Genomic DNA, 16,347 nt, shown 5'->3' on the forward strand with positions numbered 1-16,347 from the left:
TCGAATTCGTCGATCCGCCCGTATTCTCCCCAACCGCAACGGCTTTGACGGACGCTCTCGCCGTCTACTACTACCCGGGAACGTGGGACTGGCAGCGCGACCTCAGACAATCGCTGGTGCAGAAGGCGGCGTACCGGTCGCTGGCGGACGCAGGCGCGCTGCGGGAACTGGGGCGCTGCTCCTCGTTCCTGACGTGCTACGACGCGTGGGCGGTCACGGTCGACGACTTCGCTCCGGTGAAGATTGGGCAGGACGTGTCGGCGCTGGTGCGTGATCCGGATGAGCCCGAACGCGGACTGACGACGCCGGACGGGTCTGGCGTCGTATACGCCTGCCGCGTCGACCTGCTTGCCGTGGACGCACGCGACGAGTATTGGGTGGTACGCCACGAACTGCGCTCCGAGCACTGGCGACCGATGACGGAGTTACTGCTCGACGAGGAGGCGCTCGCGGCCTGCTGGGCCTGGCAGCAGGACTACATCGGCATGGAGATGGCAGGAACGATCCACAACGAGATCCGTGTCGACGACACCAGGTCGCTGCCCGCGGACGACACGGCGACGGATGCGGCCGAGTCGGTCGCCCAGCACAGCGCCAGCGGCGGCGGACGGTCCATCCCGCAGCATGTCCGGATCTCGGCCCTTGCGGCGCGGCCAGACGACCGCGATCGTATCGAGCAGCGCACCGCGGGCCCGATTCGTCGCACCCGAATCCGCCGCAGTCGCGCCGAGATCGCCGCAGCGGGCCGGGCGATCGCCGTCGAGGCCATCGAGATGACCCGATCACCGGCCGTCTACCCGAGCCCGGGTGAGCACTGCGTCGAGTGCGAATTCACCAAGCCGTGCCAGGCCATGTTCGAGGGCGCGGACCCCGAAGCCCTGCTGGCTTCCGGGTTCCGTCGGCATTCCGCCGGCGAACGCAACCGGCCGCGCCTCGGTCAGGCCACGTGGGGTTTCGGCAGGGGAGCCGCGCCGCCAAATTGGTGAGCACCGGTGAGCTTCGGTCAGCATTGGTGAGCAAACCGCGGGAATTCGCACTACTAGCGGTTCAATTTCGTTGCCAGAATTGCATCGGCTATTTGTTGCATGCTCAATTACGGCGCTGGTCGTGCAATTTGACCCTCGAGAGTTGATGGCGGCAACGAAATATCTAATTGCTGAAATTGCCTCGTCCCTACCTGAACCGGCCGCGCGGCCGACAGGAATGGCAATTGTCAGCGCACGGGCGCGGCAGAGAACTGCACCGGGATTCGCCGCTGGGCCAACAACGCCTCCATGGCGTCGCCTGCCACCGGCCGGGACAGCAGGAAACCCTGCGCCCGGTAGCACCCGTGCCGCAGCAGTGTCAGCGCGGCCTCTTCCGTCTCGACGCCCTCGGCGACCAGCTCCAGCCCGAACGACTCGGCCAGCGCGATGACGGCGCGGACGATGGCGAGATCGCCTTGATTTGTGCCGAGCTCGCGGACGAAGCTCTTGTCGATCTTGAGGGTGTCCACCGGCAGGGATTTGAGGTGAGACAGCACGCTGTAGCCGGTGCCGAAGTCGTCGATGGCGATCTGGACGCCGGCCTCCTTCAGCCCCGCCAGCGTGATCCTGGTGGTTTCGATGTCCTGTACGACGACACTTTCGGTGATCTCCAAGCACACCGAGCCGCGGTCGAGCCCGAATTCCTCGATGGTGTCGGCGACCGTCTTGACGAAGCCCTCGGTCACCAGCTGCACCGGTGAGACGTTGAGCCGCAGCACCGCGTCATCGCCGATGCCTTTGGACCGCCACGTGCGGAACTCGGCGCAGGCGGCGCGCATCACCCAGCGGCCCAGCTCGCCGGCGAAGTTGATCGACTCGGCCACGCCGATGAAGGCGTTGGGGGAGAGCAGGCCCCGCGTCGGGTGCTGCCACCGCACCAGCGCCTCGAACGCCAGGATCTCGCCGGTACGCATGTCGACTTCCGGCAGGTAGTGCAGGACCAGGGCGCCGTTCTCGATCGCGCTCTGCAGGTGCAGTTCGATGTCGTTGCGAAACCCGCCCTTCAGCGACATGTCGTCGGAGAACACCGCGATCTTGTTCCCGCCTGCGCTCTTGGCGGCAAGGAGGGCCTGGTCGGCGCGGCGCAGGAGGTCCGAGGTGGTGTCGCGGCCCGGAACACCCAATGCGACGCCGATGCTGACCGTGCGGGTCAGCATCTCGCCGTCGATGGACACCCGCTCCCGCAGCATCATCTGCAGCCGATGGGCCAACGCCTCGGCTTCGTCGGCGGTCATCGGCGAGTCCGGCACGACGACGAACTCGTCGCCGCCGAGGCGCGCGATCAGGTTCGGCCCTTCGGCGCCCTCGCGGAGACGTTTGGCGAAGACCCGGATGAACCAGTCGCCGGCGGTATGGCCCAGGTAGTCGTTGATCGCCTTGAGCCGGTCGAGGTCCAGGAACAGGGCCGACACCGGGCCCGCCTGCCCGGGCGCCAGCCGCTGATCCAGGTGCGCGATCAGCGCTCGACGGTTGTTCAGCCCGGTCAGGTCGTCGTGTTCGGCCAGGAAACGCAACTGGTCCTCGGCCGCGATGCGCGCCTGCAACTGCGCGAACAGCGATGCGATGGCCTTGAGGGCGTTGAGCTCTTCGGGCGTCCACTCCCTGTCGCCGAACTTCACGAAACCGAGGCATCCCGTGGTCACGTCGCCGGACAGCATCGGGACCACCGCCATTGTCACCCCGGGGATGTTGCGGGCTTCTTCGATCCTGCGTTGGTAGTCGTCGGTGGCGGGTTCGGGCCGGAACACCAGGATCTCTTTGGCGTTCTCGGCGGCGGCGAAGACCGGATCGGCGTCGGCGAAGTAGACCAGCGCAAGCGGGTCCGGGTCGGGGATGTCGGTGCGGACCGGCCACTCGGCGATCAGTTTGGTTGCGTGGATGTTGTGGTCGTTGTGGCGCAGAAAGCTGACGTCGACGCCGAAGTGGCCGACGAGCTCAGCCAAAACACGCTGACTGACCGCGGCATTGGTCGCCGCGTTCACCGCCATCAGCTGCGTCGCGACGGCGGTGACGACTTCGTCCAAGGTACGAGCCACGTTTGCTCCGGGTTGTGCTGTTATGCCAAGAGAGTACTGGTAGGAGCTGGCCTACGCCGACTCCTCACCGACGTGGCGGGTGCCGAAGCGAACCGCAGGACCAGCGCCAGCGACTCGCCGGCAGACGTGGCCAAGAGATTGCGGAACCGTTGCTGCAGCTCATGCAGAGCCGACGCGTACGGGGCGGAGAGCTTTTCAAGGTCGGCGCGATCGTGGGCGTAGAGGAACACCGGCGAGATCGGCTGGACCGCCAGGCCCGCTTGCTGTGCCAAGATCCACACGGCTTCGACCGCCGAACCGCCCCGCGCGTAGTCGGTCAGTGCCTGGCCCTGTACCGAGATGACCGCGACACAGCCGCCCGCTTGGACGCGCTCGCGGGTGTCGGTACCCAGCGCGGTGCCCGCGTCCCACGCTGCGAGGTGGGCCATCACGTCGCCGCGCCGGAGCACGTCGAGCTTCATCAGGTCGGCGGGTTTGAGCTCCAAGCTGTTGACGTCGATGCCGTCGTCCTGGTTCGGTTCGCCGGGCCATCGGACCTCAGAGATCATCTCGGCGTGCAGATGCGGTGTGAGATAGCGGATGCGGTCACTTTCGGCGAGGATGTTCGCCACGTCTGCGACAACCGTTGGTTCAGTGAGCAGATGCAGGCACGCACCTTCCCGTTGCGCGGCCGCATGCAGGGCCGCCACCGCGTCGTCGGGAAGGTCGTCGGGAAGCGAAACCCGTTTGCCCCGATGGCGATTGGTCTCCCTGGCGAGCATCGCCTCGTACAGCCGGGCCAGCTCGGCATCGGTGACGTCGCCCAGCCGAAGCACGGCGCGCAACGGGGTTCGCTCGTCGCCGGCTTCGAAGCGCAGCGGTCCGAGGATGCCGCCCGCGGCCGCGGCCACCCGGGCGTTGAACGCGGCCGCGCCGACCGCGACGGCGCTGGCCCGGTAGCTCACATCCATCGTCGAGGTGTATTCGGGCGCCAGCGCGATGGTGACCGCGTGGTCGCTCAGCGATACCTGCCAGGGTTGCATGTTTCCGCCCGATGGAGCGCGAACCGCCGCGGTGATGACTCGCCCGACGGCGTCTTGTGGCCCCGGCTCGGTCGGCTCAGGGTGTGCTCGTTCGGAGGACGGCCGGTGCGCCGGGGGCTCGGTGATCGCGTCGAGGTCCTGCGCGATGTCGGCGCGGATCCTGCCCGAGGAGAGTTCCTCGCCAAGGCCGATCCTTCGCACGGCCTCGGCCACCAGCGCTGCGCCCTGGGCGATATCGGGAACGAGCTGTGGCCAGGTGGACAGGCTGGTACCCACCTCGACCAGGGAAGCCGCCATCCGCGGCGACAGGTGCGCGCCTTCCATCATGCGGAGCGCGTAGGGCACCTTGTCTTCGCTCGACAGGCCCGAAAGCGCGGCGAAATCGACGTCGCCCAGCAGGCCGTGCAGCACCGGCCGGTGCGGCTCGAGGTCGAAGCGCTCGACGTCCAACGTGCCGCGGTCGCCGGTGGCCATCAGCACCGGGATGCGGCGGGCCCGCGCAGCCTGCCGAATGAGCACCTTGGCGTCCAGCGAGTCGCACACCTCGACGACGATGTCGAGCCCTTCGAGGAAGCCGTCGACCGAGTTGGTGGTGATTCCGCGGTCGAGGACTTCCACGGGCAGGTACGGGTCGAGTTCGGCGATCCGGCGGGCGGCGAGTGTGGCCTTGTTCAAGCCGAGGTCGAAGACGGTGGCCGGGACCCGGTTCAGGTTGGACAACTCGAGTTCGTCGAAATCGGTCAGCCGCAGCCGGCCGCACAACCCCTCCTGCGCGAGGATGTGCGCAATGGCGTGGCCGACGCTGAGCCCGATGACGCCGACGCGCAGGCGCGAAAGTCGCTGCTGCTCGGCCGCGGTGATCAGATTGCGGTTGCGATCGAGCCGGACCGCGCGGAATCCGCGGGGGCCGAGGATGCTCACCGCGGCGCGGCGCCACGGGTAATAGGCCCAGTGCCTGGGTTCGGATATGACGTCGGGATGGGGAGCCGGGCGCAGGGCGGCCAGTTCGGCGCGCTGCGCGGGCCAGTTGTCCAGGAATTCGATTGTGGGGTCGGCGCGCAGCTCCTCGAGCACTCGTTGGTCGTGCGGTTGCGTCTCAAGCAGGATCGTCGGGCTGTGCTGATCTGCTCCAGCTGGCGTCACAGGCCGCTTCCGAGTGCTCTGGCATCGACGTGGTCGAGCTGGCGCGACAGGATTGCCATCTCGTTGAAGATCTTTGAAACCTGCTTGGCGTCAGCATGATTGGTGAAGGTGCCGCGGTCCCACCAAATCATCTTCGTACGATAGCGCTCGTCGGGGTACGGCGTGGCGGGAATCTTCGTCGCGACCACCCCGCCGGAGTTGCGCCAGCGGTTGAGCACGTGCGCTCCCGCCGTGGCCACCACGAACTGGGCATCCAGCAGCGCCATCGTCGGGAACGGCGTACGGGCCAGGGTGTCGCTGAGCGATCGGCTCCGTCCCGCGTCGTCGGACATCCACGCGGTCTTCATCTCCACGACGCCGAAGGGCAGGCGGTCGGTCAGCATCTTGCGCACCGCGCTCAGGCCGGGCTGATCGGCCCATTCTTCAATCGCATGCGACTCCTCGGCCGACTCCAACGGGCCCTTGGCGCGGATGCCGCCCAGCACCTTTCCGCGGTCGTTCACCGCGACATGGAACAGCTGCGTGTTGGCCTCGTCCAGCAGTGAGTCCATGTCGAGGGCGCGTTCGATCCCATGCTTGTGGTAGGTCCGGACCGCGCCATCGACAAAGTCTTCCCACAGCCCCGGATCAGCGGCCGGCGTGGAAACCACGATGGTGCAACCAGTGTCGGAATCGAACCAACTGATGCCCTCGTCGAGTGGGACGCTGTAATCCGGACGGTGGGTGCTCAGCGCAGGAACTTTCATTTTTGTCCCATCGTTAGGGCAACGGCGACCGGAATCGCGGCAAAGTCGCGGTTGCCAGCGGCGTATTCACATGCGGTCTATATGAATACCCAGACTTTGAGTATTGCTCGTCAAGACTCCGTTATTCCAGCTAGCGGGGCGATCTTGTCCGGGCAATATTTGATTGTCGAACCCGCTTGTTTGCGGAATTCCCACATCTGAATTGCTCAGCAATCGTCGCATGCGTCAATAACCGCAGATGAGCGCATGTTATCCGCCAATTTGGCGAACAAAGTTATAAAACTGACACCAGAAATTAACGTTGCCGTAAAGTGCGCTCGATCTTGTAGCCAGCGTGCTCGACAGCGAGGCGGAGGGCGCGACGCAGCCGGTCTAGCAAGGTTTCGACCTTTCCAGCTTAGTCCGTCGCCCCCTGTTCGCTGGAATGAGACCCTGATTACGGGAAGTTAGCGGGCCGATCAGGGAAGGTTGAGCGATGGCCACCCGAACGGATGTCGGCGCCGACGCCGACGGATATCCAGCACCGAGCCGCGGGCCTTTGCCGACCAAGGATGTCGGGCGGCTGCTGCTGCGATGTGCGGACCGCCCGGGGCTGGTTGCAGCGGTCAGCGGTTTCCTGGCCGCGGCCGGAGCGAACATCGTTTCGCTGGATCAACACGCCACCGAACCGTCAGGCGGCACCTTCATGCAGCGCACGATCTTTCACCTGCCCGGCCTTCCCGCCGCCCGCGACGCACTCGAACGCGATTTCGCCGAGCAGGTCGCTAGCCGCTTTGACATGGACTTTCGGCTCAGCGAAGCGGCCAAGCCCAAACGCGTTGCGATCATGGCCTCCAAGGAGGACCACTGCCTGCTGGACCTGCTGTGGCGCAACCGTCGCGGCGAGCTGGACATGACGGTGTCCATGGTGATTTCCAATCACGCCGACCTCGCCGACCAAGTACGCCCGTTCGGTGTGCCATTCATACATGTCCCCGCGACGAAAGAAACCAGGGCAGAAGCCGAACGTCGCCAACTCGAACTGCTGCGCGGCAACGTCGATCTGGTCGTGCTGGCCCGCTACATGCAAGTCCTCACCCCGGACTTCCTGGTGAACGTCGGCGCACCGTTGATCAACATCCATCATTCGTTCCTGCCCGCCTTCATCGGCGCGGCGCCGTACCGGCGTGCCAAGGAACGCGGGGTCAAACTCGTCGGCGCGACGGCACACTACGTCACCGAAGAACTCGACGACGGGCCGATCATCGAGCAAGACGTCGTTCGCGTCGATCATCGGCACACCGTCGAGGACCTCACTCGGCTCGGCGCCGACGTCGAGCGAGTGGTGTTGTCGCGCGCGGTGCTGTGGCACTGCCAGGACCGAATCATTCGGTACGGCAATCAGACCGTGGTGTTTTAGTTGGTGCTTTATGGGGCTTCAGTACTGGCTGGAGCCCTGGTCCACCGATATCGCCTGCGCGGTGACCAACCGCGATTCGTCGCTGGCCAGCCAGCACACCGCGTCGGCAATGTCTTCGGGGTTCGCCACCCAGCTCGGGAGAAACGGGGTGAGCATGTTCATCAGGTTCTGGTTGCCGTAGGACTCGGCGGCCTTGGCGATCGCGGCCACCATTTGCTCCGACCCCATTTCGGTGACGACAGGCCCAGGGTGCACACTGTTGACGCGGATGGCGTGCTTACCCAGTTCGGCGGCGAAGGCCCGCGCCATTCCAGTCACCGCATGCTTGCTCGCGGTGTAGTGAATCATGAACGGCTGCAACTTGATTCCCGCCGCCGAGCCGATCAGGATGATCGACCCTCCGCGGCCGCCGTCGATGATCTTCTGCGCGCCTGCCATCACGGTGTTCCACGTGCCGATGACGTTGATGTCGATCACGTCGCGGAAGTCTTGCGGCGTTATCTCGTTCCACGCCGCGGGGGCCGTGATCCCCGCGTTGGCGACGATGATGTCGAGGCGTCCCAGCTCCGCAACCCCGTCGTCGACCGCCTTGCGCAGCCCGTCGAGGTCTCTGGTGTCGACAGCGGAGGCGATGATCCGCCGACCGGTTGCTTCCACCATCCGAACGGTTTCAGCGAGGTCTTCCGGCGTCGCGCTTGGATACGGGGCGCACGGCGGCAACGTGTCGGCGAGGTCGATCGCCATGATGTCTGCGCCCTCGTTGGCCATCCGGACGGCGTGCGCCCGGCCCTGGCCCCTGGCCGCTCCGGTGATGAAAGCGACTCTGTCGGAGAGCCTTTCGCTCATGCCTGTGCCCCTTTGCCTGGCTGTGCCCCTTTGACGAGGTTGCCGCCGATGATCAGCCGCTGGATTTCACTGGTGCCTTCGTACAGTCGCAGGAGGCGCACGTCGCGGTAGATGCGCTCCACCGGCACCTCGCGCATGTAGCCGGTGCCGCCGTGGATCTGGACCGCGAGATCGGCGACTTTGGCCGCCATTTCGGTGCAGAACAGCTTGGCCGCCGACGGCGCGATTCTGCGGTCTTCCCCGGACAGCCAGCGTGCTGCGGTGTCGCGGACCAGGGCGCGGCCCGCGAGCACACCGGTCTGTTGATCGGCAAGCATCGCCTGAACGAGTTGGAATTTGCCGATCGGCGTGCCGCCCTGCGTGGCACTGGCGGCGTAGGCGACAGATTCGTCGAGCGCGCGTTGGGCGATGCCCACCGCGAGTGCGGCGATGTGCACTCGGCCGCGGGCCAATGACGTCATCGCCGCCCGGTAGCCGATGTCCTCGCTGCCGCCGATCAACGCGCCGGCCGGAACGCGCACGTCGGTGAAACTGACGTCGGCCGTCCATGCGCCTTCCTGACCCATCTTCGCGTCCTTGGCGCCGACCCGAACGCCCTCGGTGTCCGCCGGCACCAGGAAGACCGCGATGCCGGGCCCCGCGTCGTCGGCCGGGCGGCTGCGTGCGAAGACGATGAACAGGTCGGCGATCGGGGCGTTGGTGATGAAGCGCTTGTCGCCGTTGATGATCCAGTCCGCATCGTCGCCGGAGCCGTCGCGAACGGCTCTGGTGCGCAGGCCCGATGGATTCGATCCGGCGCCGGGCTCGGTGAGCGCGAAGGAGGCCACCACCTCGCCGCTGGCCATCCGCTCGAGCCACTGGGCTTTCTGTTCGTCGGTGCCGAAGCCGACGAGCACCTGGCCGGCGATGCCGTTGTTGGTGCCGAACAGCGACCGCAGCGCCAGCGAGGTGTACCCGAGTTCCATGGCCAGCTCGACGTCTTGCGCGAGGTTCAGGCCGAGCCCGCCCCACTGCTGGGGGATGGCGTATCCGAACAGGCCCATCTTCTCGGCTTGTTCGCGAAGGTCGTCGGGAACGCGGTCCTCGGCGAGGATCTCTTGTTCGCGCGGGACGACGGCGGTGCGGACGAACTGACGAGTCTGGGCCAGGATCTCGGCGAAATCGTCGTCGCCGACTTCGGCGGTGGTCATCTGAGGTGCTCCTGTCGATGTGGTGCCCCGGTGGCCGTGCGAAATCATATATGAAATATGATGTGGTCCTGATTTGGGGTCGTGCTCCCGGGCGCGACCGCAACACCGGACGGACGGAGTGATCAGTTGTCATTGCTGACAGATCAGACAGCGGTCGTCACCGGCGGCGCGCAGGGTTTGGGTTACGCAATCGCCGAACGCTTCATCGCCGAAGGCGCACGAGTGGTGATTGGCGATCTGGACCTCGGCGCGACCCAGGCGGCCGCCAAACAGCTCGGGTCGGACGCATTGGCGGTGCGCTGCGATGTGACCAAGGCCGATGAGATCGACGCGCTGATCGCCGCGGCCGTCGAGCATTTCGGCGGCCTCGACATCATGGTCAACAACGCGGGCATCACCCGTGACGCGACCCTTCGCAAGATGACCGAGCAACAGTTCGACGAGGTCATCGCCGTGCACCTGAAGGGCACCTGGAACGGCACCAAGGCGGCCGCGGCGATCATGCGCGAGAACAAACGCGGCGCGATCGTGAACATGTCGTCGATCTCGGGCAAGGTCGGCCTCGTCGGCCAGACCAATTACTCGGCCGCCAAGGCGGGCATCGTCGGGCTGACCAAGGCCGCCGCCAAGGAGCTCGCGCATCTCGGGGTGCGGGTCAACGCGATTCAGCCGGGCCTGATCAGGTCAGCGATGACAGAGGCCATGCCGCAACGTATTTGGGACCAGAAGCTGGCCGAGGTGCCGATGGGCCGCGCGGGTGAGCCCGAAGAGGTCGCCAAGGTCGCGCTGTTCCTCGCCAGCGATCTGTCGTCGTACATGACGGGAACCGTCCTCGAGGTGACCGGTGGGAGGTACATATGAGCCGGTTTCCGGGAAAGCGCCGCGCCGAGACCAACGAAATGGCGCGTGTTACTCGAACTTTTGCGCCCATGTGTCCGTTTCGGCGAAAGGGGAACCATGCGTGAGGCCGTGATCTGTGAGCCCGTGCGCACTCCGATCGGCCGCTACGGCGGCATGTTCAAGTCGCTGACCGCCGTCGAACTCGGCGTGACCGCCCTCAAGGGCCTGCTGGACCGCACCGGGATCGCGCCCGAGGCGATCGACGACGTCATCCTCGGCCACTGCTATCCCAACAGCGAGGCGCCCGCCATCGGCAGAGTCGTCGCGCTGGACGCGGGCCTGCCGATCGCCGTGCCCGGCATGCAGATCGACCGGCGCTGCGGGTCCGGCCTGCAGTCGGTCATCCAGGCGTGCCTGCAGGTCGCCACGGCCAACAGCGACGTCGTCGTTGCGGGCGGCGCCGAGAGCATGAGCAACGTCGCCTTCTATTCGACCGATATGCGTTGGGGCGGTGCGCGTACCGGTGTGAGGATCCACGACGGGCTGGCGCGCGGCCGCACCACCGCAGGCGGCAAGCATTATCCGGTGCCCGGCGGAATGCTCGAGACTGCTGAGAACCTCCGCCGCAGATACGGCATCTCGCGACAGGAGCAGGACGAGTTGGCGGTCGCGTCGCATCAGCGGGCGGTGGCCGCGCAGAAGAACGGCGTACTGGCCGAGGAGATCATCCCGGTGACGGTACGCGCCCGCGCAGGCGACGAGGTCATCGACACGGACGAGCATCCGCGCGCCGATACCTCGACGGAGTCACTGGCCAAGCTGAACCGGTTCTTTTGCAATCGGATCCGGACGCCACCGTGACGGCAGGCAACTCCAGCGGGCAGAACGACGCCGCGTCGATGTGCATCGTGACGACGCCCGAGAAAGCCGAATCGCTCGGGCTGCGTCCACTGGTGCGGATGGTCTCGTGGGGCGTCGCCGGTGTCGCACCGGACATCATGGGCATCGGGCCGGTGCCCGCGACGGAGGTTGCGCTGGCCCGGGCGGGGCTGCTGCTGAGCGATATCGACCTGATCGAACTCAACGAGGCCTTCGCCGCGCAGGCGCTGGCCGTGATGCGGGAATGGAATTTCACCGCAGCCGACCGCGAGCGCACGAACGTGCACGGCTCCGGCATCTCGCTCGGCCATCCCGTCGGCGCCACCGGCGGGCGGATGCTGGCGACGCTGGCGCGCGAATTGCATCGGCGTGACGCGCGCTACGGACTGGAAACCATGTGTATCGGCGGCGGGCAGGGACTGGCCGCGGTGTTCGAGAGGGTATGAGCGTGACCAGAATCGCGCAGACGCTGGGGCTGACCGAGTTTCAGTCCGAAATCATCGCCAATGTACGGCAATTCGTCGACAAGGAGATCATCCCGCACGCCCAGGAACTCGAGCACGCGGACGCCTACCCGCAGGGCATCGTCGACCAGATGCGCGAAATGGGCCTGTTCGGCCTGATGATCCCGGAGGAGTACGGCGGGCTCGGCGAGTCGCTGCTGACCTACGCGTTGTGCGTGGAGGAGCTGGCCCGCGGATGGATGAGCATATCCGGGGTGATCAACACGCACTTCATCGTCGCCTACATGCTGCGTCAGCACGGGACCGACGAGCAGAAGCAGCGCTTCCTGCCGCGCATGGCCACCGGCGAGACGCGGGGCGCGTTCTCGATGTCAGAGCCGGAGTTGGGCTCTGACGTCGCCGCGATCCGCACCAGGGCCAAGCGCAATGACGACGGCACCTACACGATCGACGGCCAGAAGATGTGGCTGACCAACGGCGGCAGCTCGACGCTGGTGGCCGTGCTGGTGCGAACCGACGAAGGCGCCGAGAAGCCGCACCGCAATCTCACCGCCTTCCTCGTCGAAAAGTCAACGGGCTTCGGTGAAGTCGCGCCGGGACTGACGATTCCCGGCAAGATCGACAAGCTCGGCTACAAGGGAATCGACACCACCGAGCTGATTTTCGACGGGTACGTCGCCAAGGCCGAGGAGATTTTGGGGGAGGCGCCCGGGCAGGGCTTTTTCCAGATGATGGACGGCATCGAGGTCGGCCGGGTCAACGTGTCGGCGCGGGCCTGCGGCGTCGGGATCCGCGCCTTCGAACTGGCGATACGGTATGCCCAGCAGCGGCACACGTTCGGCAAGCCGATCGCCGAACACCAGGCGATTGCGTTCCAGCTCGCCGAGATGGCGACGAAAGTCGAAGCGGCGCATCTGATGATGGTTAACGCCGCCCGGCTGAAGGACTCCGGCGAACGCAACGACGTCGCCGCGGGCATGGCCAAGTACCTCGCGAGTGAGTTCTGCTCGGAGGTGACCCAACAGAGCTTCCGCATCCACGGCGGCTACGGGTACTCCAAGGAGTACGAGATCGAGCGCCTGATGCGCGACGCGCCGTTCCTGTTGATCGGCGAGGGCACCAGCGAGATCCAGAAGAACATCATCAGCAAGCGGCTGCTTGCCGACTACCGGATCTGACCGTGGTAGCGCCGGAATTCGCTACGCGGCCACAGCTTTCCGAAGCGGTGGCGCGGTTTGTGCGCAACCGTATCTTTGACGGCACGTACGCCGCGGGCGAGTACGTGCGGCTCGATCAGCTGGCGGCCGAGTTGGGCATCAGCGTCACGCCGGTGCGCGAGGCGTTGTTTCAGTTGCGGGCCGAAGGGCTGATGGACCAGCAGCCGCATCGCGGCTTCGTGGTGCTGCCGGTGACCCGGCGTGACATCACCGACGTGTCCAACGTGCAGGCCCACATCGGCGGCGAGCTGGCGGCGCGGGCCGCGGCCAACATCACCGACGAGCAGGTGCGCGAACTGGAGTCGATACAGTCGCAACTCGAGGCCGCATACGCCAGCGGCGACCACGAACGCGCGGTCCGGCTCAACCACGATTTCCACCGGGCGATCAATGTCGCGGCCGACTCGCCGAAGCTGGCCCAGCTGATGTCGCAGATCACCCGCTACGCGCCCGAATCGGTGTTCCCCGTCGTCGAGGGCTGGCCGAAGCGCTCGATGAAGGACCATCGGCGGGTGGTAGCGGCGTTGGCCAAACGCGACGCCGAGCAAGCCCGCGCGGCGATGTCGGAGCATCTGTCCGCCGGTGCGGGCCCGTTGATCAACCACCTCAAGCAGCGCGGCGTCGTCACCTAGCGGTCGGTCGGGCGCGCACCCCGTCCCGCGAGGTCACCCCTTCCCGCGAGCAGACGCTTGTGCCCGCAAAAGCCCAAGGAAAGGACGGACATTAGCGTCTGCTCGCCGGGGAAGGTCAGCGGGTCTCGTCGCGCCAGGCGATCAGATCCTTCAATTCCGAGAAGTCATATCCGTCGTCGGTGGGGTGTATCTCGGTGGTGAACAACGTGACCCCTTCGTCGAGGAAGGCGTCGGCGGTTTTGCGTCCTGTCCAGTGCACCGAGCGCTCGATCTCCTTCTCGTCGCGGCCGGCTTGCGCCGCGAGTTCCTTGAGAATCGCGTTCTTGCGCCGGTATTCGTCCACACTTGCGAAGGTGTGCCAGATGTCGGCATGCCTGACAACCAGCGGCAGCGTGCGCTTGACGCCGATACCGCCGATGAGAACCGGAATGTCATGCACGGGCGGCGGCACCAGCTGCGCGAGCCGTTGTTCGATGCGAGGCAGGCTGGCCTCAAAATGGTCCATCCGCGACTTCATGGTGCCGTATTCGTATCCGTATGTCAGGTAATCCTTCTCGTACCAACCCGCGCCGAGGCCGAGGATCAGTCGGCCGCCGCTGATGTGGTCGACGGTGCGCGCCATGTCGGCCAGCAGGTCGGGATTGCGATAGCCGACACCCGTGACGAGTAACCCGATCTCGGCCCGCTCGGTGATCTCTGCCCACGAGGCGAGCGCAGTCCAGCCCTCGAAGTTGTTGACGTCGGGTTGCTCGGGCAACAGGATCGGGCCGTTTTCCGTCGGCTCGACGAACGGTCTGTGGAAGTGGTCGTAGCCGAACATGGCGTCGGCGCCGAGTTCTTCAGAATTGATGACCGCCTCGCGCCAGCTGCGGTAGTCCGGTGTTCCGCCCGGCCAGAGCTGGACGCCAACCCGAATCTGAGTCATTAATTCCTCCTTCGTCAACGACGCCGATGTGCGCCCGTCGACGGACTCAACGCGATCCGGCGCCGGTTAATGCCTTGACCGATCGCATCCGCTGATGGCGGCGATAAGAAGAACCGTCTGCGCTCAAGCGGCGCTGGCGAGTGCAGCTGGGGAGGATGCTCAATACGAGCAAGGTTGGGCAAGCAGGAGGCATTCAGATGAGCACACCACTGGCCGGGTCGAGGGCACTGATCACGGGGGCGACATCCGGTATCGGCAAGGCCATCGCCGTGGCGCTAGCCGGCCTCGGAGCACAGGTGATCGCACATGGGCGCGATGCCGACCGTGGAGCCCAGACCGTCGAGGCGATCGAAAAACGCGGCGGAAAGGCGAGATTCATAGCGGCCGACCTCACCGAGCCGGACAGCGTCCGTCGCCTCGCCGCTGAAGCAGGCCCGGTCGACATCCTGGTCAACAACGCCGGCATCTACGAGTTCGGCGCCACGCCCGACACCGACGACAAGACCTTCGACCGGCACGTCAACATCAACCTTCGCGCGCCATACATCCTGGCGCAGCAACTGATTCCGCCGATGGCTGCGCGCGGCACTGGGGTGGTGGTGAACCTGAGCACACTGGCGGCATCGGTGCCCGCGCGACAGGCAGGCATTTACGGCGCAACCAAGGCCGGCCTCGAACTGCTGACCCGGGTCTGGGCAGATGAATTCGGTCGCTCGGGGGTGCGGGTCAACGCGGTTGCGGCCGGTCCAACGGAAACGCCTGGAACGGCCGTCACGCCCGGCCTAGCCGAAGGACTTGCGACGACGACGGCGCTCGGCAGGGTGGCCAGTGCCGAAGAGATCGCCAACGTCGTGGCGTTCCTCGTCACGCCGGCCGCAAGTTATGTCAACGGCGCCGTCGTCGCGGTCACCGGCGGACAACTCGCGATTGCGCCTTGACCGGTCGATCAGACGTCGGCGACGTCGAAGGCATTGATCAGGTGGGCGACGTCGCGGCGGCGAGAATCCGCAGGCCACACCACCCAGGTCCGACGCACCAGGGGATTGCCCCGCAGCGGTGACCAACTGACGCCGTCGGGAAGGGGCTGCTCCCAATTTGGCGGCGCCAGAGCGAAGGCGTTGGCCCCGCTGACGCCGACGAGCTTGACCGTCGCGATCAGATCCTGGTGGGCGTAATGCGACGGTTCGGCATCCACGCCGTGCGCGCGGAACGTGGCCGTCAATTCGTCGTGCCATGCGGGTGAGCCCGCGCGTGGGAAACCGATCCACTCCAGTCCAGCCAACGCTTCCAGAGCGATCGCGCCGTTCTTGGCGAGCGTGTTGGCCACATCGGTGGCGACGAGGACTCCGAGGCTTTCCCGGACCACGAGCATCGCGTCGAACTCGGCGGCAGAAGCGGGCAACTCCCGGACCAGTCCGACGTCGAGTTCGTCGTCGCGCAGCGCGTTGAACTGCGCGGCCGTGGACAGATGGCGGGCGACGACACGGCCCTCGGGATAGTCGCGCGCGAATCTGGCAAGCGTCGTCGGCAACAGCGCAGCAGGAAGTTCCAGCGGGACGCCGAGACGGACGACGCCGGTGCCCTCGGTGGTGTAGTCCGCCATCGTCCGCACGGCTTGCGCGTAGCGGGCGAGCACGCTTCGCGCCTCCGCCAAGAACGTCTTGCCGGCCGCGGTGGGACGCACACCGGCACTACTACGTACCAATAGCTTGACACCGAGTTCGCGCTCGAGATTACTGATGGTTTGAGAGAGGGCGGACTGGCTCACGTGAAGGCGACGGGCCGCCGCGGACATCCCGCCCTCTTCGACGACCGCGACAAAACCCCTGAGTTCTCGCAGCTCCATGACCGTGGCTGGGCCGGCTCGTCCGGCCCTATCACCTCACCTTATCGCCCCCATCGCCGATGGCTGTAGTCGGCCGCGATGACCTCTGGGGTGTCGAGTGTTCACTTTCGCAGCGGCATCAGCCGCACAGGCAAGAA

13 protein-coding genes and 1 pseudogene are annotated in these 16,347 nt (G+C 66.1%); 7 read left to right on the forward strand and 7 right to left on the reverse strand.

What is annotated here, in order from left to right; translation table 11 throughout:
- The first annotated feature begins 44 nt into the window (after nucleotides 1-44).
- On the forward strand, nucleotides 45-986 hold the full coding sequence (locus CQY20_RS04440; protein WP_097938452.1) for a hypothetical protein: 942 nt from the start codon (nucleotides 45-47) through the stop codon (nucleotides 984-986).
- Between the two features lie 227 nt (nucleotides 987-1,213).
- Here CQY20_RS04440 and CQY20_RS04445 read toward each other — a convergent pair whose 3' ends face one another.
- The 3 genes from CQY20_RS04445 to CQY20_RS04455 all read right to left on the reverse strand — a co-directional run bounded on the left by CQY20_RS04445 (nucleotide 1,214) and on the right by CQY20_RS04455 (nucleotide 5,972).
- Entirely contained in the window at nucleotides 1,214-3,013 is a 1,800-nt protein-coding gene (locus CQY20_RS04445; protein ID WP_272938794.1) for a putative bifunctional diguanylate cyclase/phosphodiesterase, read from the reverse strand.
- A 68-nt stretch (nucleotides 3,014-3,081) separates the two neighbouring features.
- Nucleotides 3,082-5,226, reverse strand: a complete 2,145-nt coding sequence (locus tag CQY20_RS04450; RefSeq protein WP_097938454.1) for an Rv1355c family protein — start codon at nucleotides 5,224-5,226, stop codon at nucleotides 3,082-3,084.
- Nucleotides 5,223-5,972: a hypothetical protein gene (locus CQY20_RS04455; protein WP_097938455.1), complete on the reverse strand. Its 750-nt coding sequence runs from the start codon at nucleotides 5,970-5,972 to the stop codon at nucleotides 5,223-5,225. Before CQY20_RS04455 ends, CQY20_RS04450 begins: the two co-directional genes overlap by 4 nt.
- A gap of 475 nt (nucleotides 5,973-6,447) precedes the next feature.
- On the opposite strand from CQY20_RS04455, the gene purU reads away from it, so the two are divergent.
- Entirely contained in the window at nucleotides 6,448-7,371 is a 924-nt protein-coding gene (gene purU, locus CQY20_RS04460) for a formyltetrahydrofolate deformylase (protein ID WP_097938456.1), read from the forward strand.
- 18 nt (nucleotides 7,372-7,389) lie between these two features.
- On the opposite strand, the gene CQY20_RS04465 is transcribed toward purU, so the two are convergent.
- Together CQY20_RS04465 and CQY20_RS04470 are read right to left on the reverse strand one after the other, a co-directional pair.
- Nucleotides 7,390-8,217, reverse strand: a complete 828-nt coding sequence (locus CQY20_RS04465; RefSeq protein WP_097938457.1) for a mycofactocin-coupled SDR family oxidoreductase — start codon at nucleotides 8,215-8,217, stop codon at nucleotides 7,390-7,392.
- On the reverse strand, nucleotides 8,214-9,407 hold the full coding sequence (locus CQY20_RS04470; protein ID WP_097938458.1) for an acyl-CoA dehydrogenase family protein: 1,194 nt from the start codon (nucleotides 9,405-9,407) through the stop codon (nucleotides 8,214-8,216). The genes CQY20_RS04465 and CQY20_RS04470 overlap by 4 nt, the downstream gene beginning before the upstream one ends.
- A gap of 126 nt (nucleotides 9,408-9,533) precedes the next feature.
- Here CQY20_RS04470 and fabG point away from each other — a divergent pair, with 126 nt between their 5' ends.
- From fabG to CQY20_RS04490, 4 genes and pseudogenes are all read left to right on the forward strand, one after another.
- Nucleotides 9,534-10,268 (forward strand): 3-oxoacyl-ACP reductase FabG, encoded by a 735-nt coding sequence (gene fabG / locus CQY20_RS04475; protein WP_163700429.1) that lies wholly within the window; start codon nucleotides 9,534-9,536, stop codon nucleotides 10,266-10,268.
- Between the two features lie 96 nt (nucleotides 10,269-10,364).
- Nucleotides 10,365-11,572: pseudogene (locus CQY20_RS04480) on the forward strand (acetyl-CoA C-acetyltransferase).
- A gap of 2 nt (nucleotides 11,573-11,574) precedes the next feature.
- Nucleotides 11,575-12,768: an acyl-CoA dehydrogenase family protein gene (locus tag CQY20_RS04485; protein ID WP_097938459.1), complete on the forward strand. Its 1,194-nt coding sequence runs from the start codon at nucleotides 11,575-11,577 to the stop codon at nucleotides 12,766-12,768.
- Nucleotides 12,769-12,770: 2 nt separating this feature from the next.
- A complete protein-coding gene (locus CQY20_RS04490; RefSeq protein ID WP_097938460.1) occupies nucleotides 12,771-13,439 on the forward strand; it encodes a GntR family transcriptional regulator in 669 nt (222 codons plus the stop codon).
- 115 nt (nucleotides 13,440-13,554) lie between these two features.
- Here the strand turns inward: CQY20_RS04490 and CQY20_RS04495 are convergent, their stop codons facing one another.
- The gene (locus CQY20_RS04495; RefSeq protein WP_097938461.1) at nucleotides 13,555-14,364 is read right to left on the reverse strand and encodes an LLM class F420-dependent oxidoreductase; all 810 of its coding nucleotides are present in this window, start codon (nucleotides 14,362-14,364) and stop codon (nucleotides 13,555-13,557) included.
- 197 nt (nucleotides 14,365-14,561) lie between these two features.
- On the opposite strand from CQY20_RS04495, the gene CQY20_RS04500 reads away from it, so the two are divergent.
- Entirely contained in the window at nucleotides 14,562-15,302 is a 741-nt protein-coding gene (locus CQY20_RS04500) for an SDR family NAD(P)-dependent oxidoreductase (RefSeq protein WP_097938462.1), read from the forward strand.
- 8 nt (nucleotides 15,303-15,310) lie between these two features.
- Here CQY20_RS04500 and CQY20_RS04505 read toward each other — a convergent pair whose 3' ends face one another.
- Entirely contained in the window at nucleotides 15,311-16,210 is a 900-nt protein-coding gene (locus tag CQY20_RS04505; RefSeq protein WP_097938463.1) for a LysR family transcriptional regulator, read from the reverse strand.
- Nucleotides 16,211-16,347: the final 137 nt, after the last annotated feature.

Source organism: Mycolicibacterium agri (assembly GCF_002553505.1).
Taxonomy (GTDB): domain Bacteria; phylum Actinomycetota; class Actinomycetes; order Mycobacteriales; family Mycobacteriaceae; genus Mycobacterium; species Mycobacterium agri.